The organism is Fusibacter fontis (genome assembly GCF_055378735.1).
Genome location: NZ_AP042445.1, coordinates 1,936,383 through 1,962,390, shown reverse-complemented (window position 1 = coordinate 1,962,390; position 26,008 = coordinate 1,936,383). Strand labels below are relative to the sequence as shown.

At 37.1% G+C, this 26,008-nt stretch carries 22 protein-coding genes; 18 read left to right on the top strand and 4 right to left on the bottom strand.

The window, feature by feature from the left end; genetic code table 11:
* Positions 1 to 3: 3 nt before the first annotated feature.
* A complete protein-coding gene (locus ACZ41W_RS08935) occupies positions 4 to 222 on the bottom strand; it encodes a hypothetical protein (protein WP_464311629.1) in 219 nt (72 codons plus the stop codon).
* Positions 223 to 668: 446 nt separating this feature from the next.
* Between ACZ41W_RS08935 and arcA the strand changes: the two genes are divergently transcribed.
* The 3 genes from arcA to arcC all read left to right on the top strand — a co-directional run bounded on the left by arcA (position 669) and on the right by arcC (position 3,940).
* Entirely contained in the window at positions 669 to 1,907 is a 1,239-nt protein-coding gene (gene arcA / locus ACZ41W_RS08930) for an arginine deiminase (RefSeq protein ID WP_464311628.1), read from the top strand.
* 63 nt (positions 1,908 to 1,970) lie between these two features.
* Positions 1,971 to 2,963, top strand: coding sequence for an ornithine carbamoyltransferase (gene argF / locus ACZ41W_RS08925; protein WP_464311627.1), 993 nt, complete (start codon positions 1,971 to 1,973; stop codon positions 2,961 to 2,963).
* A gap of 38 nt (positions 2,964 to 3,001) precedes the next feature.
* On the top strand, positions 3,002 to 3,940 hold the full coding sequence (gene arcC, locus ACZ41W_RS08920) for a carbamate kinase (protein WP_464314283.1): 939 nt from the start codon (positions 3,002 to 3,004) through the stop codon (positions 3,938 to 3,940).
* Between the two features lie 131 nt (positions 3,941 to 4,071).
* Here the strand turns inward: arcC and ACZ41W_RS08915 are convergent, their stop codons facing one another.
* Complete coding sequence (locus tag ACZ41W_RS08915) at positions 4,072 to 5,274, bottom strand: FprA family A-type flavoprotein (RefSeq protein ID WP_464311626.1); 1,203 nt, start codon at positions 5,272 to 5,274, stop codon at positions 4,072 to 4,074.
* A gap of 365 nt (positions 5,275 to 5,639) precedes the next feature.
* Between ACZ41W_RS08915 and nifJ the strand changes: the two genes are divergently transcribed.
* The 4 genes from nifJ to ACZ41W_RS08895 all read left to right on the top strand — a co-directional run bounded on the left by nifJ (position 5,640) and on the right by ACZ41W_RS08895 (position 11,760).
* The gene (gene nifJ / locus ACZ41W_RS08910) at positions 5,640 to 9,179 is read left to right on the top strand and encodes a pyruvate:ferredoxin (flavodoxin) oxidoreductase (RefSeq protein ID WP_464311625.1); all 3,540 of its coding nucleotides are present in this window, start codon (positions 5,640 to 5,642) and stop codon (positions 9,177 to 9,179) included.
* 181 nt (positions 9,180 to 9,360) lie between these two features.
* The gene (locus tag ACZ41W_RS08905) at positions 9,361 to 9,765 is read left to right on the top strand and encodes a hypothetical protein (RefSeq protein ID WP_464311624.1); all 405 of its coding nucleotides are present in this window, start codon (positions 9,361 to 9,363) and stop codon (positions 9,763 to 9,765) included.
* Positions 9,766 to 9,827: 62 nt separating this feature from the next.
* Positions 9,828 to 10,949 (top strand): aldo/keto reductase, encoded by a 1,122-nt coding sequence (locus ACZ41W_RS08900; RefSeq protein ID WP_464311623.1) that lies wholly within the window; start codon positions 9,828 to 9,830, stop codon positions 10,947 to 10,949.
* Positions 10,950 to 11,106: 157 nt separating this feature from the next.
* Positions 11,107 to 11,760, top strand: a complete 654-nt coding sequence (locus tag ACZ41W_RS08895) for a hypothetical protein (protein ID WP_464311622.1) — start codon at positions 11,107 to 11,109, stop codon at positions 11,758 to 11,760.
* Positions 11,761 to 11,920: 160 nt separating this feature from the next.
* Here ACZ41W_RS08895 and ACZ41W_RS08890 read toward each other — a convergent pair whose 3' ends face one another.
* Entirely contained in the window at positions 11,921 to 13,321 is a 1,401-nt protein-coding gene (locus ACZ41W_RS08890; protein ID WP_464311621.1) for an MBL fold metallo-hydrolase RNA specificity domain-containing protein, read from the bottom strand.
* Between the two features lie 137 nt (positions 13,322 to 13,458).
* On the opposite strand from ACZ41W_RS08890, the gene ACZ41W_RS08885 reads away from it, so the two are divergent.
* The 6 genes from ACZ41W_RS08885 (at position 13,459) to ACZ41W_RS08860 (ending at position 19,728) form a co-directional block, all read left to right on the top strand.
* Positions 13,459 to 15,036: a putative glycoside hydrolase gene (locus tag ACZ41W_RS08885; protein ID WP_464311620.1), complete on the top strand. Its 1,578-nt coding sequence runs from the start codon at positions 13,459 to 13,461 to the stop codon at positions 15,034 to 15,036.
* Positions 15,037 to 15,048: 12 nt separating this feature from the next.
* Entirely contained in the window at positions 15,049 to 15,678 is a 630-nt protein-coding gene (gene pyrE, locus ACZ41W_RS08880; protein ID WP_464311619.1) for an orotate phosphoribosyltransferase, read from the top strand.
* A 134-nt stretch (positions 15,679 to 15,812) separates the two neighbouring features.
* Positions 15,813 to 16,454, top strand: coding sequence for a tRNA (guanosine(46)-N7)-methyltransferase TrmB (trmB, locus tag ACZ41W_RS08875; RefSeq protein WP_464311618.1), 642 nt, complete (start codon positions 15,813 to 15,815; stop codon positions 16,452 to 16,454).
* Positions 16,455 to 16,510: 56 nt separating this feature from the next.
* Positions 16,511 to 18,055 carry a cardiolipin synthase gene (gene cls, locus ACZ41W_RS08870; RefSeq protein WP_464311617.1) on the top strand — a complete coding sequence of 515 codons (1,545 nt, stop codon included), beginning with the start codon at positions 16,511 to 16,513 and terminating at the stop codon, positions 18,053 to 18,055.
* Between the two features lie 12 nt (positions 18,056 to 18,067).
* On the top strand, positions 18,068 to 18,520 hold the full coding sequence (gene lspA / locus ACZ41W_RS08865) for a signal peptidase II (RefSeq protein WP_464311616.1): 453 nt from the start codon (positions 18,068 to 18,070) through the stop codon (positions 18,518 to 18,520).
* Positions 18,521 to 18,684: 164 nt separating this feature from the next.
* A complete protein-coding gene (locus ACZ41W_RS08860; protein WP_464311615.1) occupies positions 18,685 to 19,728 on the top strand; it encodes an LCP family protein in 1,044 nt (347 codons plus the stop codon).
* Between the two features lie 101 nt (positions 19,729 to 19,829).
* Here the strand turns inward: ACZ41W_RS08860 and murC are convergent, their stop codons facing one another.
* Positions 19,830 to 21,206 carry a UDP-N-acetylmuramate--L-alanine ligase gene (gene murC, locus ACZ41W_RS08855; RefSeq protein WP_464311614.1) on the bottom strand — a complete coding sequence of 459 codons (1,377 nt, stop codon included), beginning with the start codon at positions 21,204 to 21,206 and terminating at the stop codon, positions 19,830 to 19,832.
* A 197-nt stretch (positions 21,207 to 21,403) separates the two neighbouring features.
* On the opposite strand from murC, the gene purR reads away from it, so the two are divergent.
* From purR to pth, 5 genes are all read left to right on the top strand, one after another.
* Positions 21,404 to 22,225 carry a pur operon repressor gene (gene purR / locus ACZ41W_RS08850; RefSeq protein ID WP_464311613.1) on the top strand — a complete coding sequence of 274 codons (822 nt, stop codon included), beginning with the start codon at positions 21,404 to 21,406 and terminating at the stop codon, positions 22,223 to 22,225.
* A 124-nt stretch (positions 22,226 to 22,349) separates the two neighbouring features.
* Positions 22,350 to 22,634, top strand: coding sequence for a septation regulator SpoVG (gene spoVG, locus ACZ41W_RS08845; protein ID WP_464311612.1), 285 nt, complete (start codon positions 22,350 to 22,352; stop codon positions 22,632 to 22,634).
* 196 nt (positions 22,635 to 22,830) lie between these two features.
* Positions 22,831 to 24,201, top strand: a complete 1,371-nt coding sequence (gene glmU, locus ACZ41W_RS08840) for a bifunctional UDP-N-acetylglucosamine diphosphorylase/glucosamine-1-phosphate N-acetyltransferase GlmU (protein ID WP_464311611.1) — start codon at positions 22,831 to 22,833, stop codon at positions 24,199 to 24,201.
* Between the two features lie 9 nt (positions 24,202 to 24,210).
* Positions 24,211 to 25,167 (top strand): ribose-phosphate diphosphokinase, encoded by a 957-nt coding sequence (locus tag ACZ41W_RS08835; RefSeq protein ID WP_464311610.1) that lies wholly within the window; start codon positions 24,211 to 24,213, stop codon positions 25,165 to 25,167.
* 276 nt (positions 25,168 to 25,443) lie between these two features.
* On the top strand, positions 25,444 to 26,001 hold the full coding sequence (gene pth / locus ACZ41W_RS08830; protein ID WP_464311609.1) for an aminoacyl-tRNA hydrolase: 558 nt from the start codon (positions 25,444 to 25,446) through the stop codon (positions 25,999 to 26,001).
* Positions 26,002 to 26,008: the final 7 nt, after the last annotated feature.

Sequence of the window (26,008 nt, the reverse complement as noted above, 5' to 3'; positions counted from 1 at the left end):
GAATTAGTATTTTTTATAGTCGTCACCCTCATTTTTTATGTCTTGAAATCGGTCTATTATGAGGGAAATAATCAGCCAAATGCCACTTAAAAGAAGTGCAATTGCAATCGCAGAAACAACAGTTTCAATCATTGTTGAAGTAGGTATAAATGATAACGCAATTCCCATGATCAATAAAAGTGTTAAGCAAACTGTAAAGCATATGCTGGATATTTTAACCATACCATCATCTCCTATTTTGAAATGCTTTCTTAGCTACATCATACAAGTGAAGTCTTGAAAAAAGGTTAAGCAAATATTAAATTTCAAGAAAATATCCGAAAGGAATAAAATGGGTATAATAAGGCGATAAAGCTTGTAAAAATGCAACATCCTGGATTTTTTTTTATAAAATTAAATCGATTTTTATACATGGGACAAATATCGTCGGCAGGACACAATTTGACCATGTGACTTAAACACTTCTAAAATCTACAAATGGTAAAAACTGGAATAGTATACAATGCATGAATATGCACATTTTTTTGACAATTAACACAATAGGCGTGAAGTGTTGAAAAAACTGCACTTGATAAAGGTAAGAGCACAGTGATATACTATACTTGTTTGAAAGAGATTGTGAATAAATTTCCAATTTATTACAACCCAAAACTGAAAGAGGTGCAAGAATGAATCTTAACGGATTACAAGTCTATTCAGAAATAGGGAAATTAAAAAAGGTCTTGCTGCATCGTCCAGGAGAAGAAATTGAGAATTTGACACCTGATTTAATGGGACGATTGTTGTTTGATGATATTCCTTATTTGAAGGTTGCTCGTGAAGAGCATGATGCGTTTGCAAAAGTTTTTACAGATAATGGCGTAGAAGTGCTTTATTTAGAAAATCTTGTGGCAGAAACACTTGAAGATAAAACACTCAAGCAAATTTTTATCAATGAATTTGTATCAGAAGCAGGAATTAAAAACAAATACCAAGCGGATCTAGTGAAGGAATTTTATTTGTCCTATTCAAGCAATAAAGACATGGTGGATAAAATGATGGCGGGTATTCGTAGAGAAGAGATTCGCTCTGTAGCGACTAAATCTCTGGCGGAAATGGTAGAAAGTGATTATCCTTTTATCGTTGACCCACTTCCAAACCTGTATTTTACAAGAGATCCATTTTCTTCTATGGGGAATGGAATTGCACTTAATAAAATGAGAACAGTAACAAGATGTCGTGAGACAATTTTCTCAAAATATATTTTCAAATATCATAAAAATTATAAAGATTTAGACATCCCGTTTTGGTATGATAGGGATGAAACCTTTTCAATAGAAGGCGGCGATTGTCTTGTTTTAAGCGACAAAGTGATTGCCATCGGAATTTCAGAAAGAACAGATGCAGATGCCATTGAAACATTGGCGAAAAACATCTTTTCAGATGGTCAGCCTTTTCAAACTATTTTGGCGTTTGACATTCCAAAGACACGTGCGTTTATGCATTTAGATACGGTGTTTACAATGGTGGACCACAATGTGTTCACGATTCATCCAGAAATTGAAGGTCCACTTACGGTATATTCTCTCATGAGAGGAGAAAAACCAGGATCATTTAAAATTGAAAAAGAATGTGAAACACTAGAACATATTTTAAGTAAGTACTTAGAAGTGGATTCAGTTAAGCTCATACGTTGTGGTGGAAAAAAAGGCATCGACGCAGGAAGAGAACAATGGAACGACGGTTCTAACACGCTTGCAATCGCACCGGGTGAAGTGGTGGTATACTCAAGAAACCACGTGACCAACCGATTGTTACGCGAAGAAGGCATTACACTACATGAAATTCCATCATCTGAACTCTCTAGAGGTAGAGGCGGTCCAAGATGTATGTCTATGCCAATCTACAGAGAACTTATTAAGAAATAACAGACGGTTATAAAGCGAAAGCTCAAAAATAACGATATTCAATCTTTAAGGAGGATTATTAAAATGCCAGTTAATTTAAGAGGAAGACATTTATTAACATTAAAGGATTTTACACCTGAAGAAATTAGATATTTATTAGACTTATCAAGAGATTTAAAAGCTAAAAAACGTGCAGGAATCAAAGGAAACTTGCTTGAAAGAAAAAACATTTGCTTGATTTTCGAAAAAGCATCTACAAGAACTCGTTGTGCTTTTGAAGTTGCAGCGTTTGATGAAGGCGCATGTGTAACGTTTTTAACAAATAGCCAAATGGGCAAAAAAGAAAGTATCGAAGATACTGCTAAAGTATTAGGCCGTTTCTATGATGGTATTGAATTTAGAGGATTTGAGCAAAAAACAGTTGCAGAACTTGCGAAATATGCTGGCGTTCCAGTTTGGAATGGTTTAACAGATATGTACCACCCAACACAAATTTTAGCAGACTTCTTAACGATAATGGAACATGTTGACAAACCACTTCACAAAGTTAAATTTGTGTATGCAGGTGATGCGAGAAACAACATGGGTAACTCACTCATGATCGGCGCTGCAAAAATGGGTATGCACTTCGTAGCTCTTGCGCCAAAATCATTATGGCCATCAGAAGATTTAGTGAATGAAATGAAAGAAGTTGCGAAAGAAACTGGCGCAATCTTAGAATTCTCTGAAGATGTTGCTGCAGTTGAAGGCGCTGATGTCATCTATACAGACGTATGGGTATCAATGGGCGAAGAGCACATGTTTGCAGAAAGAATTAAAATGTTAAAACCATACCAAGTAAACATGGATATGTTAAAGAGAACAAACAATAAAAACGTGATCTTTATGCACTGTTTACCTGCTTTCCACGATCAAATGACAGAAGTAGGCGTTCAAGTATGTAAAGAGCACGGCATTGAAGAAATGGAAGTTACTGACGAAGTATTTAGAAGCAAACACTCAGTTGTATTTGATGAAGCTGAAAACAGAATGCATACAATCAAAGCAATTATGGTTGCGACTATCGGTAACATCTAGACTGAATAAACGCTCGTTGGAGGCTATTGAATATGAAAATGAAAGACAAAATCGTTGTTGCACTTGGTGGAAATGCACTTGGCAACTCTCCAGAAGAACAACTTGAACTGGTTAAAAATACTGCTAAACCAATCGTGGACTTGATTGAAGCTGGACATGAAGTGATTCTTGCTCATGGAAATGGACCTCAAGTGGGCATGATTAACTTAGCAATGTCAACATCTGCATTATCTGCTGCAAAAACACCAGAAATGCCATTTCCTGAGTGTGGTGCAATGAGCCAAGGTTATATTGGTTTTCATTTACAAAATGCCATCAGAGAAGAATTGTTAAATAGAAAAATGGAAGTACCTGTTGCAACTGTTGTAACTCAAGTGATTGTTGATAAGAACGATCCTGCATTTAGCAAACCGACAAAACCAATTGGCGCATTTTATTCTAAAGAAGAAGCTGATAAACTCATCGAAGAAAAAGGCTATTCAATGGTAGAAGACGCTGGTAGAGGTTGGAGACGCGTTGTGGCTTCTCCGCTTCCTGTTGATGTTGCTGAAAAAGAAACTGTAAAAGCTTTAGTTGATCACGGGCACGTTGTCATCACTGTTGGCGGCGGTGGAATCCCAGTATATCAAGAAGGCAACCGTTTAATCGGTATTCCTGCTGTTATTGATAAAGATTTTGCTTCTGCTAAAATTGCTGAGATCTTAGACGCCGATTATTTGATCATTTTAACAGCGGTAGAAAAAGTTGCTATCAACTTTGGAAAACCAGATATTAAATGGTTAGATGAAATCACATTATCAGAAGTGGATCAATATATTTCTGAAGGTCATTTTGCACCGGGTAGTATGTTGCCAAAAGTGCAGGCAGCTGTTAAGTTTGCGAAATCAAAACCTGGCCGTAAGGCACTGATTACTTCGCTTGAAAAAGCTAAAGAAGGTATCGAAGGTAGAACAGGTACTGTGATCGTAGATAAATAGTCATTAAAAATAGTCTAGATAAAAAAATGGGAGTGTCGGTTATCTTGAAGAATTTCAAGACAGCCATCACTCCCTTTTAATTGCAATTTTCTAATTAAATAATGTTTACATGATTTTCAAAAGTCATGTCGTTATACGTTATAATCGCTGTTCAAGCGATCGGCTATTTCTTTTCCTAATTTTTGTAGGGCTTCAAATTCAGCATCTTTAGGCGAGTATGTTGCTTCGATGGAGTCGCCGATTTTTTCCCAGCCGATTTCTTTGACAAAAGCATCGATGCCTGAAACACCACCACCAGACCAAGCTTTATTGCCAAAAACAGATACATATCGGTCTTTAAGGCCTGAATTGCTGAGTTTGCTTAAGAGTGTCTCAACAGAACTAAACACTTTTGTGTTGTAAGCACATGAACCAATTACCACGGCCTTGTATTTCCAAATTTCACTTAAGATGTAAGAATTGTGAGTTTTAGATGCATCAAACACTTTTACGTGTTTCACGCCATTGATGGCAATATAACGCGCGAGATAATCTGCCATTTTAGCAGTGTTTCCATACATGGAACCATAGACGATAACCACGCCGTGCTCTGCTTCAAATCGGCTCCATTTGTCATATAATTCCACGATTTTGCCTGGGTTTGTTCTCCAAACTGGACCATGAGTTGGAGCGATCATCTTAATATCAAGTCCACCTAATTTTTTTAAGCTTCTTTGTACCATTGGGCTATATTTTGCAACGATATTACTGTAATAGCGACGCGTTTCATCTTCGTAAAAATCATAATTGAGTTCATCGTCAAAAATACCGCCATCAAGTGCGCCAAATCCACCAAATGCATCCATTGAAAATAGGACGCCAGTTGTCTCGTCAAATGTCATCATCGTTTCTGGCCAATGCACCATTGGTGTTAAATAAAAACGCAATTTGTGTTTTCCAAGATTGATTAAATCATTGTCATCTACTTCGAAATAATTCTCAGTGATGCCATAAAATCCCTCTATAAAAGGAAAGGTTTTTTTATTGCCGACGATTTTCATCTCTGGATAAGCCGCTAATAATGCAAGCATAGAACCAGAATGATCGGGCTCCATATGATTGACAATTAAGTAGTCGACTTTTTTATCGCCGATGATGTCTTTGATTTTTTCTAGATACTCAGTTGTTTTATTAAATTTAACAGTATCTAAAATTGCAACTTTCTCATCGTTAATGAGATATGAGTTATATGCCACGCCTTTATCAATTGGCCAATAGTTTTCAAACAGCGCCGTTTCGCGGTCATTTACGCCAATCCAGTGGATGTCTTCTTTAATATCTAACTTGCAGTTCATTATGTCACCTCGTATTTATTATATTTCTTAACTTGAATGATTTATACGACCATTATATAGGAAAAATCTCGTGTTTTATAGAGAAATTTTGGTAAAAATATTTAAGAAATTGCACCACTTTCTGGATTGTATACAAAATACAACTATGCTATAATACTATCTGTACTGGTAAATTGCTATTACGGTTTACATTAAAGACATTCTTCTATATAATGGATGTGAACCGATTCACCCTGTCGCTAATTCGCAGTGACAAATAATTAACAAATTGTAGGAAATACTTGATTTTACGTTAATTGACAGGATTGTATTTTGTATACTATACTGTTTTTGTAATCAACGATGATTAAAGGAGGCTATTTTTAATGGGTAAAAAAGTTATGAAAACCATGGATGGTAACACAGCTGCTGCGTATGTTGCATATGCATTTACAGATGTTGCTGCTATCTTCCCAATCACACCATCTTCAAACATGGCAGAAGCGGTTGATGAATGGGCTGCTCAAGGCAAAAAGAACATTTTTGGTCAACCTGTATTAGTTTCTGAACTTCAATCAGAAGCTGGTGCTGCTGGTGCGGTTCACGGATCTTTACAAGCGGGTGCATTAACTACGACATTTACTGCATCACAAGGTTTACTTTTAATGATTCCTAACATGTACAAAATTGCTGGTGAGTTGTTACCAGGTGTATTCCACGTAAGTGCGAGAGCAATTGCTGGACATGCGCTTTCAATTTTCGGTGATCATTCAGACGTTATGTCTGCAAAACAAACGGGTTTTGCGTTATTAGCATCTGGTTCTGTACAAGAAGTTATGGATTTAGCAGGTGTTGCGCATTTATCTGCAATCAAAGGTAGAGTGCCATTCCTTCATTTCTTTGATGGTTTCAGAACATCACACGAAGTTCAAAAAATCGAAGTAATTGATTATGCTGAGTTTGACAGATTAGTGGATCATGAAGCAATCAATACATTTAGAAATAATTCATTAAGTCCTGAGCGTCCTGTTACAAGAGGTACTGCTCAAAACCCAGATATTTTCTTCCAAGCTAAAGAAGCATCTAATAACTTCTACAAAGCTGTTCCAGAAATCGTAGTTAATTACATGAACGAAATCAACAAAATTACAGGAAGAGATTACAAACCGTTTAACTACTATGGTGCTCCAGATGCGGATAGAATCATCGTTTCTATGGGTTCAGTAGTTGAAGCGATCGAAGAGACAATTGACTACTTAACAGCTAAAGGCGAAAAAGTAGGTTTATTAAAAGTTAGATTATACAGACCTTGGGTATCTGAGTACTTCTTTGATGTAATGCCAAAAACAGTTAAAAAAATCGCTGTTCTTGACAGAAGCAAAGAGCCAGGCGCTGAAGGCGAACCAATGTACAAAGACGTTAAAACTGCTTTCTACGGAAAAGCGGAAGCACCAATCATCGTTGGTGGACGTTTTGGTCTTGGATCTAAAGATACTACACCATCACACATCAAACGCGTATTTGATGAACTTAAAAAAGACGCACCTGCAAATGATTTTACAATCGGTATCGTTGATGACGTGACAAACTTATCATTAAATATTGAAGAAAATATCGTTGCTGAAACAGAAGGCACAATTCGTTGCAAATTCTGGGGTTTAGGTTCAGATGGTACTGTAGGCGCTAACAAAAATGCCATCAAAATCATCGGCGATAAAACAGATATGTATGCTCAAGGCTACTTCTCATATGACTCTAAAAAATCAGGTGGTATCACTGTATCTCACTTAAGATTTGGTCACAATCCAATTCGTTCAACTTATTTAATTGACGAAGCGGATTATGTAGCTTGTCACAATCAATCTTATGTATACCAATATGACTTATTAAAAGGTCTTAGAAAAGGTGGTACTTTTGTACTTAACTGTAAATGGAATGCAGAAGAAGTTGAAGCATTATTACCTGGTTCAATGAAACGTTATATTGCTAAAAACAACATCGAATTCTACACAATCGACGCAACAGGTATTGCTGAAGAAATCGGGTTAGGAAATAGAATTAACATGATTATGCAATCTGCATTCTTTAAACTTGCTAAAGTTATTGACCTCAATGACGCTGTGAAGTACTTAAAAGAAGCAATTGTAAAATCATATGGTAACAAAGGCGAGAAAATCGTTGACTTAAACAACAAAGCAGTAGATTTAGGAATCGAAAAAGTTCAAAAATTTGTTGTTCCAGCTGAGTGGGCAACTGCTGCTGATTCACATGTTGTTGAAGCTAAAGGTGAACCTACATTTATTACAGATATCGTGAAACCAATCAATGCTCAAAAAGGTGATGATTTACCGGTTAGTACATTTGTTGGATACGAAGATGGTACGTTTGAAGCAGGTACTTCTGCATACGAAAAACGTGGTATCGCTGTAAATGTTCCAGAATGGCAAATTGAAAACTGTATTCAATGTAACCAATGTGCTTATGTTTGTCCACATGCTGCTATCAGACCATTCTTAATGACTGAAGCTGAAATGGCAAACGCTCCAGCTGCATTTGAAGCGAAAGATGCAATGGGTAAAGGCCTTGAGGGATTAAAATACAGAATCCAAGTGTCTCCATACGATTGTACGGGTTGTGGAAACTGTGCAGATATCTGCCCAGCTAAAACAAAAGCACTTGTGATGAAACCAATTGAAACACAAACAGAAGTTCATTCTCCAAACTGGGAATATGCAGCATCATTACCAGTTAAATCAGATAAAATGCCTTTAAATACAATCAAAGGTTCACAATTTGCTCAACCATTATTTGAGTTCTCAGGTGCTTGTGCAGGTTGTGGTGAAACACCATATATCAAAGCAGTTACACAATTATTTGGTGATAGAATGATGATTGCAAATGCAACTGGATGTTCTTCAATCTGGGGTGCATCTGCTCCAGCTACACCTTATACTAAAAATGCTAAAGGACAAGGTCCAGCATGGGCGAACTCATTATTCGAAGACAATGCTGAATTTGGATACGGTATGGGTCTTGGTGTTAAAGCTATCAGAGCAAATATGGTGGATAAATTCCAAGCACTTGTAAACATGAATGTTGCTCCAGAAGTAACTGAAGCATTCCAATTATGGTTAGATTCTAGAGACGATGCAGAAGCTTCAAAAGTTGCTGCTGCAAAAGTATTAGAAGTTGTTGCAAACGCAAAAGTGACAGATCCAGCTGCTAAAGAAATCTTAACTTATGCTGAAAACAACAAAGATTACCTTGTAAAACGTTCAATCTGGATCCTTGGTGGAGACGGTTGGGCATACGATATCGGATTCGGCGGTCTTGACCATGTACTTGCAAGCGGCGAAAACGTAAACGTATTGGTATTTGATACAGAAGTTTACTCTAACACAGGTGGACAAGCTTCTAAAGCGACTCCAGTTGCTGCTATTGCTAAATTCGCTGCTTCAGGTATGAAAGTGAAGAAAAAAGACCTTGGTATGATTGCTGCAACTTACGGCTATGTATACGTGGCTCAAATTGCTATGGGTGCTAACCAAAATCAAACTCTTAAAGCAATTCAAGAAGCTGAATCTTATGATGGTCCATCATTAATTATCTGTTATGCACCATGTATCAACCACGGTATCAAAACAGGTATGGGAACAACTCAAAGAAGAGAAAAAGAAGCAGTAGATGCTGGTTACTGGCATTTATGGAGATTTGACCCAAGACTCAAAGAAGCGGGCAAAAATCCATTTATCCTTGACTCTAAAGAGCCAACTACAAGCTTCAGAGAGTTTATCTTAGGAGAAACTCGTTATACAACACTTCAAAAACAATTCCCAGAAGAAGCAAGCGTATTATTTGACTTAGCTGAAGAGCAAGCAAAAGATCGTTATGCAGGTTATGTAAGAATGGCAAATATGCAATTCTAGAAACCATTTTGATTAAAGTGTCTATTAAACTAACAGCCTTAGAACTTGATTCTAAGGCTGTTTTTACATATGTATGATTGGACATTCAAACAATTCGAAACAAGCGCCGAAAGGGTTGTAATCTAGAGAAAACTGGTCTAAAATATATTTAGAGTCACGAATTATCAAATGAGGTGAGAGGATGTTATATTTAAGAAATACCACGCGATTGAGTTGTGACGTGTATGGTGCCTACCGACAACTGATTCATCCAGATAAAATTGCAAACTGGTTAAATGGTGTTGAGCTTTCAATTAATAAGATTGAAGGAACCATGTATTCAGAAGTTAAATGGTCTGTCGTTTTAGCCTCAGGTGAATCTTGTGATTTAGCCTTTCATATGATGAAATGTACACAAAAATCTGAGTATTGTACGGAAGTCCATTTAGTGACAACGACTCAAGAAACTCGACAGTGTGAACTCACGGTAGATTCGATTTATAATGAGTGCTCTTTGGCAATTCTAGATGCTCTGAGGGTTCATTTTAACAAGGATTGGGTAATTGAAGATAAAGACATACACTCAAGTCTTTTTTCGAATCGTTAAGCGTTATAGTATCGTTAAACATGATATGAATCATTAAACGTTATATTATAGGAGGTAGTGTTTTGAAGTACAGAGAAATTGGCAAGACAAACTTATCTGCATCAATATTAGGACTCGGGTGCATGAGATTTCCGATGATAGAATCTCAAATCGACATTCCACAGTCTGTTGAAATGATTCGATATGCAATTGATCATGGCGTCAATTACATCGATACAGCGTATCCATATCACGACGGTCAAAGCGAAACCATTGTTGGTGAGGCGTTAAAAGATGGGTATCGAGAAAAGGCGATTCTCGTGACCAAATCTCCAAGCTGGTTGATTCAGACTGAAGATGATTTTGAAAAATATTTGGATGAACAATTAAAAAAACTACAAACGTCGTATGTAGATATCTATTTGCTACATGCTCTTGATCAAAGTAGATGGGATAATTACAAGAGAACAAATGTCTTTAGAGCCATTGAAAAAGCAAAATCGGATGGAAAAATTAAGCATATTGGATTTTCGTTTCATGATGAGTATCCTGTGTTCGAAAGCATTGTCAATGAGTATTCTTGGGATGTTTGCATGCTCCAACTCAATTATATGGATATGGAAGAACAAGCGGGATATAAAGGGCTTAAGTATGCAGAATCAAAGGGTATACCAGTTATCGTCATGGAACCGCTTAAGGGTGGCATGCTTTCGTCGCCTTCTGAAGATATAAAGGCGATTTGGGATACGTATACAGATTTGCGTTCGCCAGTGGAATGGGCCTTTAGATATCTTGCAAATGAAGAAAATGTAAAAGTCATCTTAAGCGGTATGTCGTCGATGGAACAGCTGATGATGAATATAGAAATGACGGATTGCTTGACTGTTAAGAATATGGATGATGAGGCACTTGCAATAGTGGACAAAGTGAAAGCTGCTTATCAAGAAAAGATTCAGGTGCCATGTACTCAATGTAAATACTGTATTCCATGCCCACAAGGTGTGGAAATCCCTAGAGTGTTTACGATGTACAACAGAGCACATGTATTTAATACACATGAACTGATTAAAAATCAATATCAAAGTATGTTGACAAAGGAAGCGAAGGCTTCGAACTGCATTGCTTGTGGTATTTGTGAGACGAAGTGTCCTCAAAAAATTCAAATTATTAAACACTTAAGTGAAATTGTACGTGTATTTGAGTAGAACGTACAACAGGATTTATAAAAAGATTCACATCAAAACTTACAACAAAATTCACAACAAATTTACAACAAAATTTTAAACCTTCAATAAAATGTTGAATCCCTTTTCCAAATCTACTATAATAAATGAGACTGTTAAATGAGAAAGAGGTGGCAATTTGAAAAAAGGTGATTTTATTTGGGGTGCAATTCTACTTGCATTCATTGGATTTGTCGTTTATCCGACAACACATGAGATTTTTGTGAACTTCACAACCGCACATCCTTATGTAAGTGGTTTTATTAAGTTTGGATTATTGGCAACAATGGGAGAAATGCTCGTTGTTCGTCTTTCAACGAAACAATGGAAAAAAGCTCCTGGATTTATATGGCGAGTTGTTGTTTGGGGATTCTTAGGAATGGTGATTACACTTATTTTCTCGATTTTCAGCGGGGGAGTAATGAGTGCGCTGGATAAAGGATTGTTAATTGGCAAGGGAAATACATTTGCCTTTGCGTTTTTTACCAGTTTGTTGATGAACATGACATTTGCACCAACGATGATGGCTTTCCATCGCTATACAGACACTTATTTGGATTTGAAATTCGGCGATCGCATCGCTTCACCTAGTGCAAAACAGGTGATTCAAAAAATTGATTGGCATGGATTTATCTCGTTTGCAATTTTTAAAACGATTCCTTTATTTTGGGTGCCTGCACATACGATTACGTTCTTATTACCACCTGAATACAGAGTGTTGGTTGCAGCGTTCTTAAGTATGGCACTCGGGTTGCTATTGACGGTGTCAAAACGCCAAAAAAGCAAAGCATAGTGAGATGTGATTAATAAGATGAAATGATGAAATGATTAAAGGAGTTATCGCAAATCTAACATGAGATTGCAATAACTCCTTTTTTAGGTGCGCAAAGCATAGGTGTACGTTGATTGCGCAGCGCTATATTTATAAAATTCACTCCAGAATTACTCTAGATTCACTCTAGAACCACTATTTCGTTTAACTCAGGTATTTCAACAGGAATATCCAAACGCTCTTTAATCAGTTGAGCAAAACTGAGCCTTGACTCATATTCGCCATGGTTGACAATCACTTTCTTCATACCAGAAATCGCCTGCAGCCATGCCAATAAATGCGTTTGATCCGCGTGACCGGAAAATCCTTGAAGGGTATGCAGTTTTGCATTTACAACAACATCAGAATCCATGATGGTGACTTTTTTTTCGCCATCGAGTAAACGTCGACCCAGTGTTCCATCTGCCTGATAACCAACAAAGATGATGTGTGTGTCGTGTTTCCAAAGGTTGTGTTTGAGGTGGTGCGTAATTCTTCCAGCTTCGCACATACCACTTGCTGAAATAATCACTTTAGGCATTTGATTATGATTGAGGGCAATGGAGCCTTCGATGGACGATACGAGGTGCAAATTGCTGAGCTTAAAAGCGTTGACATCGTATGATTGAACCAATGGACTCATATCAAGGAGATGATTCTCATATACTTTTAGCGCATCAAGAGCCATTGGAGAATCTACATAAATGGGAATGTCTTTCAAAATGAGTTCTCTTCCGTCGTGGCATTGATGAGTAAAGTGATTGAGTTCAAAGATGAGTTCTTGTGTTCGACCGACAGCAAATGAAGGAATAATCACCGTGCCCTTTTTCTGAGTAGCATCAATGAGGATATTCACAAGTTCATCGGTTCGTGTTTGAATATGTTCGTGTTGACGATTACCGTAAGTGGATTCAATGACGACATAATCTGCATTTGATACATACTCAGGTGGATTTTCAAGCAGACTGGTGCTGTTTCCCAAATCTCCCGAAAACACGAGTGTTTTCTCTAAATTGTTTTCAAAATAGGAGAGAATCAATGTGGATGATCCCAGTAAATGGCCAGCGCGGATCAATTTGAAAGAGAGAGAGTCATCAATTGCCACAGAGGTGTTATATTCTACGGGATACAGATATTGTAAGGATTCGATTGCATCTTCTTCTGTGAAAAGAGGCTGAATGATATCGAGTCCAGCGCGTTTACGCTTTTTATTTTCCCAAGCAGTTTCAGTTTCGTGAATTTTACCGGAGTCTCTAAGTAAAATTTCACTTAAATGACTAGTGGGTTTTGAACAGAAGATTTTTCCGTTAAAGCCGTTTTTGACCAGCAATGGAATTCTCCCAGTGTGATCGATATGTGCATGCGTTAAAATCACAAAGTCAACTTCATGAATATCAAATGAAAAAGGCTGTAAATTTAAGGCTTCTTCTTTAGGCGTGCCTTGAAATTGCCCGCAGTCGACGAGAAATTTATAAGGTGGTATTTCCACGAGTGTCATAGAGCCGGTTACTTGACCAGCAGCACCTAGAAATTGTAGTTTCATTTCGTCCTCCTTGTTTGGGTGAGTTTTTCAATGTCTGACTTAAATAGTATATACCCATTAGAATATAATATAAAATTAATATGTTTTCATAGCGATGTTTGTTAAAATATAAAGGGTAACATTTTAGGAGGCATCACGTGAAAAAAATAAGTGTGAAAAAAATAAGTGTGAAAACAGTTTTTATTATAATGATGTCTATTTTGGCAGTATATAGTCTCGTAACCATTGGATTTTCTCGAATGAAGATTACGGATGATGAAAATAAACGCGCTCAAGAGCTCATTGATCGCGAACTGGAAGCGGTGAAAGTTGAAAAAGAGCAAAATAAACAGCTCATTGAAGCGAGAAGAAGAGAAGCGGAAGAGAAAAAACGCCTTGAGGCTGAACAGGCTGAAATGAAAGAAAAGCAGCAAAAAAAAGAATTGGCAACATATTATGTACAACCTGGTGGTGCCACAATTTATGATTTGAACAAAGTGGCTATCGGTCAAATAAATGGAAAAGAAAAGATCTTTATCAAAGATATGAAAAAAGACGCGTCCGGTCAGTTGAGTTCAGTTGGATTTGTCAGACAATATGAGACTGAGACGATTGAGGGGTATTTAAATAGCGGTGACGTCACGCAGAACAAACTGGACTGGATAGAAAATCCGGTAATGGATGCGCTGTACACAGCTTACGAACCCAAACAAATGATTTTGGATGATAAACATACAAAAGAGACAGATCAAGAACGCGAACCTGTACGCGGAGTATTTGTCACTGGAAATACAGCGAGTGGGTCGAGAATGGATGAAATCATCGCCCTTATAGATGAAACTGAATTAAACGCAGTTGTCATCGATGTAAAGGACGATAATGGATATTTATTATTTCATTCAAAATCTGCTGAAACATATAATCCCACCGCAAATGAGCACGTATACATGGAAGATGTAAAGCCTCTCATTGAAAAATTGAAAGCTCATAACGTCTATATTATTGCTCGAATTGTTACGTTTAAATCCCCTTTATATGCAAAAGCGCATCCAGAACGTGCGATTGTCTATAAAGATTCTCAAGCGTTGTATAGCGACGCAGACGGCTTGATATGGGCATCGCCTTTTGATTTATCCCTTTGGGAATATAACATCGGAGTTGCCAAAGAAGCAGCTAAACTTGGATTTGATGAGATTCAGTTTGACTACGTAAGATTTCCTGCCATTGCCAATAAAAATGCGATGGATTATCGAAATAAATCGGGATTGTCCCATACAGCTGCGATTCAAAAATTTCTGATGAAGGCATATGAGACTTTACATTCAGAGGGGGTTGTCGTTTCGGCAGACGTGTTTGGATGGGTTGCAACGGCAAAAGATGACGTAGGCATTGGTCAACATTGGGAAGCCCTTTCAAATGTTGTAGACACTATGTGTCCGATGATGTATCCTAGTCATTATGGAGCTAATAATTTTGGACTTTCTGTTCCGGATGCGTATCCATATGAAACGATTGACCGGTCCATTAAAGATGCGATTGATCGCGATAAAAACTTATACACTCCAGCCACATTAAGGCCGTGGATTCAAGATTTTACAGCGAGTTGGGTGAAAGGTCATATACGATATGGCGCAAAAGAAGTTAAAGCACAAATTGATGCATTAAGAGCAAATGGTGTAAATGAATATCTTGTTTGGAACGCGGGTAATTATTACTCAAAAGAAGCGTTTAAATAAATAGGAGGTAGTATGTTAGCGAGAGAGATTGCAGAATCTTTATTGAAGATTAAAGCTGTAACAATCGTGGATGAAAACAATTTATTTACATGGGTATCAGGAATTAAGTCACCTGTTTATTGTGACAACAGAATGACCATTAGTTACCCAGAGGTGCGAAACAAAATCGCCAATGGATTTGCGGCATTGATTAAACATCAATTTCCAGATACTGAGATTATTGCAGGTACTGCAACAGCAGGTATTCCTCATGCAGCGTGGGTTGCGCAAATTCTGGATTTGCCGATGGTTTATGTGAGAAGTAGTGCCAAAGAACACGGAAAAGGTCGCCAAACAGAAGGTGTATTGCCAGAAGGGGCAAAAGTGGTATTAATTGAAGATTTGCTGTCAACTGGCGGTAGTTCAATGAAGGCTTGTGAAGCACTTATCGAAGAAGGCGCAAATGTTCTGGGAGCACTGGCTATTTTCAGTTACAACTTCCCGGTTGTATCGGAACTCTTTCAGGATAAAGGCATCCCGTTTTCGACATTGACAGATTATGAAACACTCCTACCGATTGCAGTTGAGATGGGCTATGTAGAAGCTTCGTCGCTGGAGACGCTTTTAAAGTGGAGTAAGAATCCGAAAATATTCACTGAATAGTTTGACCAATCCATGGAAAAAAGATAAGATTTGCATAATATGAACAGTGAGTTGTACGAAATATACAGGCGATGTAAGAAATGCGTCATCGCCTGCTTTATTTAATTATAATGGAAGTATTTGAGGTGTAAAGTTTGAGAGTTAGAAAAAAACCAGGCGCAGATGAAGCGCTTCTAGCAAAAAAAAGATATTTTGTATCGCATCCCGAATCAATGAAGGGAAAATGGAACCAACTATTCGGAAATGACCATCCCGTTCATGCTGAATTTGGAGGTGGTAAGGGCAAGTTTATCATCGAGATGGCAGAAAAATACCCAGAAATCAACTTTATTATGGTGGATGCCGTGACTGAAGTGATGCTTAAGGCTGTTGAACGTGCTGAGCAACATGATATTCCAAATTTGAGGATGATTAAAATTGATTTGCGTTTTGCGCTCAATTATTTTGAAAAGGGCGAGCTTGATCGCATTTATTTGAATTTTAGTGATCCATGGCCTAAAAAAAGACATTATAAACGCAGATTAACCTACAGAGATTTTCTTTCGATGTATCAACAGATCTTGTCACACGATGGTTGGATTCATTTTAAAACAGATAATAGAAGTTTATTTGAATTTTCGTTAAATGAATTTGCTGAAACGGATATGATCATGCGCAATATTTCACTTGATCTACATGCCAACAAAGAGATTGACAACGTCAGAACGGAGTATGAAGAAAAATTTTCTTCTTTAGGATTTCCGATATTTAGAGTAGAAACGACCTTTAGAGGGTAAAACTCCTTAGAAATACTGTAATGGATCTATTATGTCGTGGTCGCTTGGAGGCAAAGATGCTAAGAAAAACCGCATATCTATTCATCGCATTTATGGTGCTGATTTTAACGATTGTCTACATGTTCGGTGGCTATGATCAATTGCATTTTGATACGCCTGTGCTCCAATCAGTCTATGAGGTGTTACGCGTACTTTTCAGAGTCAATATTGTGTGGATTGGATTGGTGATATTTTTAGAAAATAAAAATCCTTCTAGAACGGTCGCGTGGCTACTTGTTTTGGTGCTACTCCCTGTGTTGGGATTTTTCTTATATATCCTTTTTGGTCGAAGTTATCGAAAACAGAGAAAAGCGGAAGCTAAAATTCTCAGTGATTCCGATCGAATGGAAAAAGCGGCAGATATCCAATCGAATCTATTGGAATTAATTGAACTGCCTGCCAATCAGACGGATGCCAATCGTAGACTGGTGCAATTATTATTAAAGAATGCGAAAGCGCCTTTTTCAATGAAAAATAAAGTAACAGTGCTCACCAATGGATTTAGTAAGTTTAATCGATTGTTTACAGCAATTGAACGTGCCACAGACCACGTTCACTTAGAATATTTCATCATTAAAAACGATCGCGTTGGAAATGAATTGAGAGAATTGCTCATAAAAAAAGCGCGCGAAGGCGTAAAAGTTCGTGTCATTATTGACGATGTAGGCTCTATGAGTCTTGGAAATAAATACATCAAGAGCCTGACGAGCGCAGGGATTGAGGTGTACTCATTCTTCAAAGTCGCTTTACCGATTTTTTCAAGAGATCTCAACTACCGCAATCATCGAAAAATTGTGGTGATAGATGGCGTCATCGGATTTGTTGGCGGTTTAAATGTAGGTGATGAGTACATTGGTTATTCAAGTAAATTTGAATTTTGGCGAGATACACATTTGGAAATAAAGGGTGAAGCAGTCTATGCGCTGCAAACGATATTCCTAAATGACTGGAATTATGTGTCAAAACAAGTGGTGCAAGGCGAAAGGTATTATCCTCATGTGGAGGTTAAAGAAACCTCTATGGTTCAAATTGCTGCCTCTGGACCGGATTCGGAATGGAAGTGTATTTTGCAAGCCTTTTATAAAATGATTGCCAGCGCCACGGACAAAGTATGGATCACAACGCCCTATTTGGTTCCTGAAGAAAGTATCCTTATGGGTCTTAAAACTGCAGCATTAAGCGGCGTAGACGTTCGGATCATCATTCCTTCACAACCCGATCACTTTTTCGTGTACTGGGCTTCTCAAGCGAATATACAGCAGTTGTTAGAAGCAGGTGTTAAAATTTACCGATATAAAACGGGTTTTATCCATTCGAAAATCATGATCATCGATGAATCTGTGGCAACTGTAGGTACAGCAAATTTAGATATTCGTTCGATGGAAATCAATTTTGAAGTCAATGCATTTATTTATGATGAAAATGTCATTGCGCGGTTAGATGATGATTTTATTAAAGATTTAGAAGATAGTATTGCATATGATATAGAAACATACAGAAAAAGAGGGGTAGTGCGAAAAATTTTAGAAGCCGCTGGAAGGTTGGTTTCCCCTTTACAATAATCAGGAGGCAACATGTTATATTTTATTGGCATTATCATTATGATTGGACTCGATCAATTGAGTAAATATTGGGCGATATCGACATTGATAGGTAAAGGTGCACTGGGTTTTATTCCAGGTCTTCTAGGGTTTAGATACGTTGAAAATACGGGAGCTGCATTTAGTATTTTGAGAGACAAACAACTTTTATTAATCTTATTGACGACTGTGATGATTGCAGGACTCATTGGATTTTTAATTAAATCCATCCGAACTGAGACGACCATTGTCGTAAAAATGGCTTATACGCTTCTGATAGCAGGTGCAATTGGCAATTTAATTGATCGTATACGACTGGATTATGTAGTGGATTTTTTAGAGTTTCGATTCATACAGTTTCCAATTTTTAATATGGCAGATGTGTTTGTAACCGTGGGGGTTTCGCTATTGATTTTTGCAACTTTATTTTTAAAATATGATTTTTAAACGCAGTTTAAATGCGTTGTGTGGGAAAACGGTATTCGTAGACAAATATTAGAGTTTTTTAATAAAAAAAGCAATGAAAGAAAAAATGGTTTGTGTTAAAATATAGTGTAAATTGTCTAATGTTTGAAAAACACATAGGTTGGATATATGAGGATGGTTAAAAGATGAAATTTTATTTAAAGGTATTTGCAATTGCATTTATAGGATTTGTATTGGTGTTTACAGGCGTGCTGTTTGCGTTTGATAGCATTTCAAAAACAGATGAACAGGAAACGACAGAAAAAACAGAAAAGACATCGGAAGTTGTTACCACTGATGAGACAGAGTATCCGTTTGACGATGATCGAACTGAGCTTCAGAAGATCGCCGACGGATCAGATCGAATCAATATAATTGCATTTGGTTTAAATGATAATCTTGCAGATACCATGATGCTGTTTAGCTATGATCCAGAAGAAAACCTCATAGATGTTCTTTCGATACCTAGAGATACGTATCACTATATGCCAGGTTTTGAAGGCGCAGCACAGAAAAAAATGAATGCGACATATGGATTCCCAGAAGTGGGTGGTGTCAATGGAATGAAGAAAGTTCTATCAGAATTCTTAGGCATTCCCATTCACTATTATTTAAAAGTGGATTTCGAAGCAGTTGAAGCAGTTGTCGACACGCTGGGTGGATATGAAGTAGAAGTGCCGTTTGATATGGATTATGATGACTTTTACGCAGATCCTCAGCTTCACATCCATTTTAAAGCAGGATATCAAGAACTCAATGGTGCCGATACGGTTAAATATCTTCGTTTTAGAAAAAACAACTCTGGAACTATAAGCGAAGGCGATGTACAAAGAATACCAAGACAACAACATTTTGTTAATTCGATGATTAATAAAGCATTGAGCAGTAAGTTGCCGTCTGTAATCAACACCGTTATCGGTGGAAACTATGTCAAAACGGATATGACACTCGAAGAAGCGATGGACTTTGCAATTAAAGGTGCTACGATGGATCCGAATAATATCAAGTTCTATATGCTGGAAGGTGAAGCTCAAATGATTAATGGCGCTTCGTATTGGATACACGATCCGGCGGCTCTTGAGACATTACTTTATGGTTTTTACGGTTTTGATATTGGTGGAGAATCTGAAGTCCCTAATGAAGAAGGTGCAACAGATGAAAATACCACAGAAGAAGATGCAAATAATTAGAGTCTATCTCGCTTAATATCCTCAATAAATAATAAAAAGGGTCAATCAAAAGATTGACCCTTTATTTTTGTTGTAGTTTTGATGAACGACTTGATAACGTCCTATAATGCGTCTCTAATAATTCGGCTCAGTTTAGTGACGTCGCCAGCCCCCATGGTGATGATTAAATCCTTAGGGAGTGCATTAGCCAAAATATAGTTCTTGATGGATTCAAAATCACCAAAATGCTGAACTTTCACGCCTTCTGCCATCATCAGTCGCATTAAGTCTGCTGAGCTGATTTCGCCTGTGTCTACTTCGCGCGCGGCGTAAATATCGCATAAAATAACTTCTGAAGCATTCTTAAACGCATGCGCAAATTCATTCATCAACTCTTTGGTTCTTGAAAATGTATGCGGTTGAAATATTACGAGAATGCGGTTGATATCAGCCATGCGAAGTGCTGCATCCAATGTTGCCTTAATTTCATTTGGATGATGGGCATAATCGTCAACAATGGTGATATCTTGAACTTTTCCAATCGTTTCAAAGCGTCTGTCAGCATTTTTAAATGTACTGAGGCGTGATTTTAACTGTTCAATATCTTTATTGTAAATTGTTCCTACTACAAAGGCTGCAAGAGCATTGTAAATATTGTGTTGTCCAGGAATATTTAACGATAAATTGCAAAGTTTCTGATCTTTATGATAAATATCAAAATTTGGACACCCAGATTCGTTATAAACAACATTTTTTGCAATATAGTCACAATGATCTGCAAGACCAAAAGTGAGAAGTTTTCCTTTATAATATGGAATGATCTTACGAGAATTGTAGTCGTCTCCATTGAGAACAAGCATGCCACCTGTTTGGATATTCGCGGTGAACTTAACAAATGCGCTGACAATATGATCAAGGTTGTCATAATAATCGAGATGATCTTCATCTATATTGAGAATTACAGCCACTTTCGGTTTAAATGCAAGAAAGTTTTCTTTGTATTCACAAGCTTCTGTGATAAATAGGTCGCTTTTCCCAATTCGGACATTGCTCTTGATATCGGCAAAATACCCACCTACAAGTGCTGTAGGATCAAAATGCGCATCGTTGAATAAACGCGTCACCATAGAAGTGGTCGTTGTTTTTCCGTGTGTGCCTGCAATTGCAATACTTTTGTCATAGCTAGACATGATGTAACCAAGCATTTCTGCTCGACTGATACAAGGAATATGATGCGTTTGAGTATATTGAATTTCTGCATTGTCCTCTGCAACAGCAGACGTGTATACAACGAGGTCGGCTTGATGGACATTTTGAGCATCGTGGTGATAGAAAATAGTTGCCCCTTTCTGTACCAATGCTTCGGTAATGTCAGATTTATGTAGATCAGATCCGCTTATTGTATGACCTTGTAACATGAGAATTTCAGCGATTGCACTATTGCTAACGCCGCCGATGCCGACAATGTGAATACGCTTAGATGATGATAAATCAATCATATAGACTCCTAAAAATAAATTGATCTAACTGCACGAGCGTGCATGTTGAAATCATTAATGATTATACCCTATTTTCGGATGACTTAAAAGACCAACATTTTTAAAAACCTGAAAGAATTCATTTAAAAAGTATTGAAGTCCTATCAGAAAACGAATAAAATTAAGATATTATAAAACGAATATTCGGAGTGTGACTTGTGAGTAAACTAAAAAGAAATGAAAGAATTGGCGCAATTGTAAAGATTTTATGTGATTCACCGAATAAAGTATTTACTCTAAACTATTTTACAAGTATTTTCGATTCGGCAAAATCGACAATTAGTGAAGATTTGGTTATTGTAAAAAAAATGATGGAAGATTTATCATTAGGAAAAGTTGTGACGATTGCTGGAGCGGCAGGTGGTGCTAAATATGTACCCATGTTAGGACATCAAGAAAAACATGCTTTAATCGAAAAAATCTGTGAAGATATAAAAAAACCAGAACGCGTGATGCCTGGGAAATATCTATATATGGCGGACATTTTGTATAATCCAACCTATACGAAGGGAATTGGCGATATTTTTGCAGAAAAATTCTCAGACGATCACGCTAAAATTGATTATGTACTGACCATTGAAACAAAAGGCATCCCAATTGCCATGATGACAGCACGAGGATTAAATGTACCACTCGTCATTGCACGTCATGAAAATAAGGTGACAGAAGGTTCAAAGATAAGCATTAACTATATTTCGGGAAGTACAGGTCACCTTCAAACGATGTATATTGCTAAAAATGCCATTAAAAAAGATTCTAATGTGCTGATCGTCGACGATTTCATGAAGGCAGGAGGTTCTGCAAAGGGAATGACACAATTGGTACGTGAACTCGATTGTAATGTCGCAGGAATCTGTGTGTTGTTTGATACGACGCTCCCATCGCAAAAATTGGTAGATGAGTATATTGCTTTAATTAAATATGAAGGCATAGATTCGAACGATCAAATTATGGTACACCCAAACTATGAAAATTTGTAAAAATGACAGTTCAAACGAGAAAAATGTTATTTTTCAAAAAAATTAAAAAAATTTAACAAAAAAAGAAGGAATAATTTCATCTTTATAGAATAATAATATAACAGCATATGTTAGGGGGATAAAGATGAATATTACAGACGTTAGAATTAGAAAGTTACGTGAAGATGGTAAGATGAAAGCAGTTGTTTCTTTGACATTTGACGATGCTTTTGTAGTACACGATATCAAAGTAATTGAAGGTCAAAATGGTTTATTCGTAGCAATGCCAAGCAGAAAAGTTGGAGAAGCAGATTATAGAGATATCGCTCATCCAATTAACCAAGAAACACGCGATATGATTCAAAATATTATTTTTGAAGAATATGAAAAAGCGAAGAATTCTACTGGGGAAGAATATTTTGAGGAATAATGATAAAAAATGGATTCGCATGTGCGAATTCTTTTTTTTTGCGCACTTAGAGTGATTTGTCACAATGAGACGTGTTCTAAAAAGAGGGTAATTGGTAAAATCACGAACTTTTATCAATTTTTCTTAATACTTGTTTCGTTTTAAATTGAAAAGTGGTATAATTTGCGTGGTGAAAGTCATAGTGATGAGGTAAAACATGAGAAATTTATGTACGATAATCTTGGCTGCCGGATACGGCAAGCGAATGAAGTCAAAATTACCAAAAGTCCTTCACAAAGTCAGTGGAACGCCGATGATTCAACATGTTGTGGATCTTTCTAAACAAGTAGGAAGTCACGAAGTGGTATGTGTCGTTGGGCATGGACGCGATTTGGTAGAAAAAGCACTTGAAAATCAACATCTAAAATTTGTAGTGCAAGAAGTACAACTTGGAACTGGACATGCTGTAAAAGTTGCAGAAGACTATATAAATGAAGGCGATGTTTTGGTATTGTTCGGTGATGCACCACTCCTGAGTGAAGCAACACTTGAAGCATTTATCAAACATCATCGTGACGGTGGCTATGATGCGAGTTTAATCTCGACAATTTTCGACGATCCAACTGGATATGGACGCATTGTAAGAGATGCTTCAGGTGCATTTGATAAAATTGTTGAACACAAAGACGCCGATAGCGAAATTCGATCCATTCGAGAGATAAATTCTGGAATTGGACTATTTGAAGCAAACCGCCTAAAATGGGCGCTTTCAGAACTTAGAAATAACAATCAACAAGGTGAATATTACCTGACAGACGTGTTTGAAGTCATCAAACTTGCTGGTGGTAAAATAAGTGCATTTATTACTGATGACCCAACAGAAGTGATGGGCGTCAATGATCGTTTAGCACTTGCTGAAGCAGAAAAATATCACCAAGATCACATTAAAAAGAAATTAATGTTAGCAGGTGTTACACTCGTATCTCCTGAAACCATATACGTAGAAAAAAATGTCGTAGTTGGACAAGATACAATTATCAAACCAGGTACTCAGTTAATTGGAAAAACTGTTATTGGTGAAGATTGTATCATCGGTCCCTATGCTGAGATTGTCGATTCGACCATCAGTCGTGGTGTCAAAGTCAAGCACTCAACTGTGTTAGAATCGTCAATTGATGAAAATTCAAATATTGGACCTTATGCCTACTTAAGACCAAAATCAATTGTTGGAAAACATGTTAAAATTGGGGATTTCGTTGAAGTGAAAAACAGTACAATTGGCGATGAAACAAAAATATCGCATTTAACATATGTTGGAGACGGAAAAATCGGTAAAAATGTCAATTTAGGTTGTGGTGTTGTCTTTGTGAATTATAATGGCAAAGATAAGAACCTCACTGAAGTTGGTGATGATGTATTTGTTGGATGTAATAGCAATCTAATTGCGCCAGTGAAAATTGGCGACAAAGCTTATATTGCAGCAGGTTCAACAATTACCGAGGATGTACCTGAAAACGCTTTGGCCATTGCCAGAGAACGACAAGTCAACAAGACCGATTGGTCGAACAAATATCAAAAAAATAAGTAGGAGGAACAAATGCAATCGAGTGATAGGAAAATAAAAGTTTTTACTGGAAATGCCAATCAAGATTTAGCGAGATCAATTTGTAAAGAACTTGGTTTACCGCTAGGAGACAGTATTGTAAAGACTTTTAGTGACGGAGAGATTTCAGTCAATATCAACGAAACAGTAAGAGGAATTGATGTGTATGTTGTTCAGTCATTTTCATTACCTAAGGTAAATGACTATTTGATGGAATTGTTAATCATGATTGATGCGCTTAAACGTGCTTCAGCCGGTAGAATCACAGCGGTGATTCCGTATTATGGTTATGCAAGACAAGACAGAAAAGCTAAAGCTAGAGATCCGATTTCAGCGAAATTAGTTGCCAATTTAATTGTAGCAGCAGGCGCAGATCGCGTTTTGACAATGGACTTACATGCAGCACAAATCCAAGGATATTTCGATATTCCACTCGATCATTTAAAAGGAGTTCCAATTCTTGCACAGTATTTTAAAGACAAGAATATCAAAGATTTAGTTGTCGTTTCACCAGATTTAGGAAGTGTGACGAGAACGCGAGACCTATCTAATAAACTCGATGCACCAATCGCAATTGTCGATAAAAGAAGACCTGAACCGAATGTATCAGAGATCATGAACATCATCGGTGATGTAAAAGGTAAAAACGTGATCTTGATTGACGATATGATTGATACGGCTGGAACTATTGTCAATGCAGCGAAAGCTTTAAAAGACATGGGCGCTAAAGACGTTTATGCATGTTGTACACATGGCGTGTTCTCCGGACCGGCCGTTTCTCGTATTAAGGACTCAGCGATTACAGAACTCGTCGTGCTAGATACGATCAATGTTTCTCCAGAAATGAGAGCGCTTGATAATGTCACAATGTTATCAGTAGCACCTGCATTTTCGGAGGCGATTCGCAGAATCTTTAATAATGATTCAGTGAGTACAATGTTTGAAGAGTAAGGAATGATAAAAATAAATCACAAGACGTTAGAGTTTGTAAATAGAAAGATATACGCTTGACACATTGTTGTTAAGCGTTTTTTTTGATATAATCGTAAAGATAATTCATGATGGAATTTGAAGAATTCTCTTTTGAAATTGGAGAATACTCTATTGATAATGCAGAATTCCTATTGAAGTTGAAGATTTTTCTTTTGAATGTAAAATGAGAATCATGTTATTACAAAATAAGAATCGTGAATTTTGCGATAGAATAGACTGAAGGTGGAAAGACACATGTACGTAATAGTAGGATTAGGAAATCCAGGAAAAAAATATGATTTAACACGTCATAATGTTGGTTTTGAAACAATTGATCGATTGAGCGAAAAATATAACATTAACGTCAACAAAATCAAATATAAGGCACTTATTGGAGAAGGAACCATTGGCGGTGAAAAAGTCGTTTTGGTAAAACCACAAACTTATATGAATTTAAGTGGCGAAACGGTACAGAGTATTTGTCATTTTTATCAGCTACCGATGGAAAATTTAATCGTCATTTACGACGATGTCGATACGGATTTTGCAAAATTGAGAATCCGAAAAAAAGGAAGCGCAGGCACACATAATGGCATGCGCCACATCATTTACCTACTTCAAAAAGATGACTTTCCAAGGGTAAGAATTGGGATTGGAAAATCGAATACATTGGCACTTAAGGATTATGTCTTGCAGAAGTTTAGCAAAGATGAAATGATTCAAATGAATGAAACTTTCGATAAAGCAGCTCAATCTGTTGTGGAAATCATCACGTCAGGCATTGAAATTGCAATGAATCGATTTAACGGATAAAGTGAGG

What these genes read in the sequence shown, in the direction of transcription:
- ACZ41W_RS08915 (WP_464311626.1), bottom strand. Translation starts at nt 5,274, where the DNA reads ATGAACTGCAAGTTAGATATTAAAGAAGACATCCACTGGATTGGCGTA.
- ACZ41W_RS08860 (WP_464311615.1), top strand. Translation starts at nt 18,685, where the DNA reads ATGAAATTTTATTTAAAGGTATTTGCAATTGCATTTATAGGATTTGTA.
- ACZ41W_RS08835 (WP_464311610.1), top strand. Translation starts at nt 24,211, where the DNA reads ATGCAATCGAGTGATAGGAAAATAAAAGTTTTTACTGGAAATGCCAAT.
- lspA (WP_464311616.1), top strand. Translation starts at nt 18,068, where the DNA reads ATGTTATATTTTATTGGCATTATCATTATGATTGGACTCGATCAATTG.
- ACZ41W_RS08890 (WP_464311621.1), bottom strand. Translation starts at nt 13,321, where the DNA reads ATGAAACTACAATTTCTAGGTGCTGCTGGTCAAGTAACCGGCTCTATG.
- spoVG (WP_464311612.1), top strand. Translation starts at nt 22,350, where the DNA reads ATGAATATTACAGACGTTAGAATTAGAAAGTTACGTGAAGATGGTAAG.
- nifJ (WP_464311625.1), top strand. Translation starts at nt 5,640, where the DNA reads ATGGGTAAAAAAGTTATGAAAACCATGGATGGTAACACAGCTGCTGCG.
- pyrE (WP_464311619.1), top strand. Translation starts at nt 15,049, where the DNA reads ATGTTAGCGAGAGAGATTGCAGAATCTTTATTGAAGATTAAAGCTGTA.
- ACZ41W_RS08905 (WP_464311624.1), top strand. Translation starts at nt 9,361, where the DNA reads ATGTTATATTTAAGAAATACCACGCGATTGAGTTGTGACGTGTATGGT.
- murC (WP_464311614.1), bottom strand. Translation starts at nt 21,206, where the DNA reads ATGATTGATTTATCATCATCTAAGCGTATTCACATTGTCGGCATCGGC.
- ACZ41W_RS08935 (WP_464311629.1), bottom strand. Translation starts at nt 222, where the DNA reads ATGGTTAAAATATCCAGCATATGCTTTACAGTTTGCTTAACACTTTTA.
- glmU (WP_464311611.1), top strand. Translation starts at nt 22,831, where the DNA reads ATGAGAAATTTATGTACGATAATCTTGGCTGCCGGATACGGCAAGCGA.
- arcA (WP_464311628.1), top strand. Translation starts at nt 669, where the DNA reads ATGAATCTTAACGGATTACAAGTCTATTCAGAAATAGGGAAATTAAAA.
- argF (WP_464311627.1), top strand. Translation starts at nt 1,971, where the DNA reads ATGCCAGTTAATTTAAGAGGAAGACATTTATTAACATTAAAGGATTTT.
- arcC (WP_464314283.1), top strand. Translation starts at nt 3,002, where the DNA reads ATGAAAGACAAAATCGTTGTTGCACTTGGTGGAAATGCACTTGGCAAC.
- pth (WP_464311609.1), top strand. Translation starts at nt 25,444, where the DNA reads ATGTACGTAATAGTAGGATTAGGAAATCCAGGAAAAAAATATGATTTA.
- cls (WP_464311617.1), top strand. Translation starts at nt 16,511, where the DNA reads ATGCTAAGAAAAACCGCATATCTATTCATCGCATTTATGGTGCTGATT.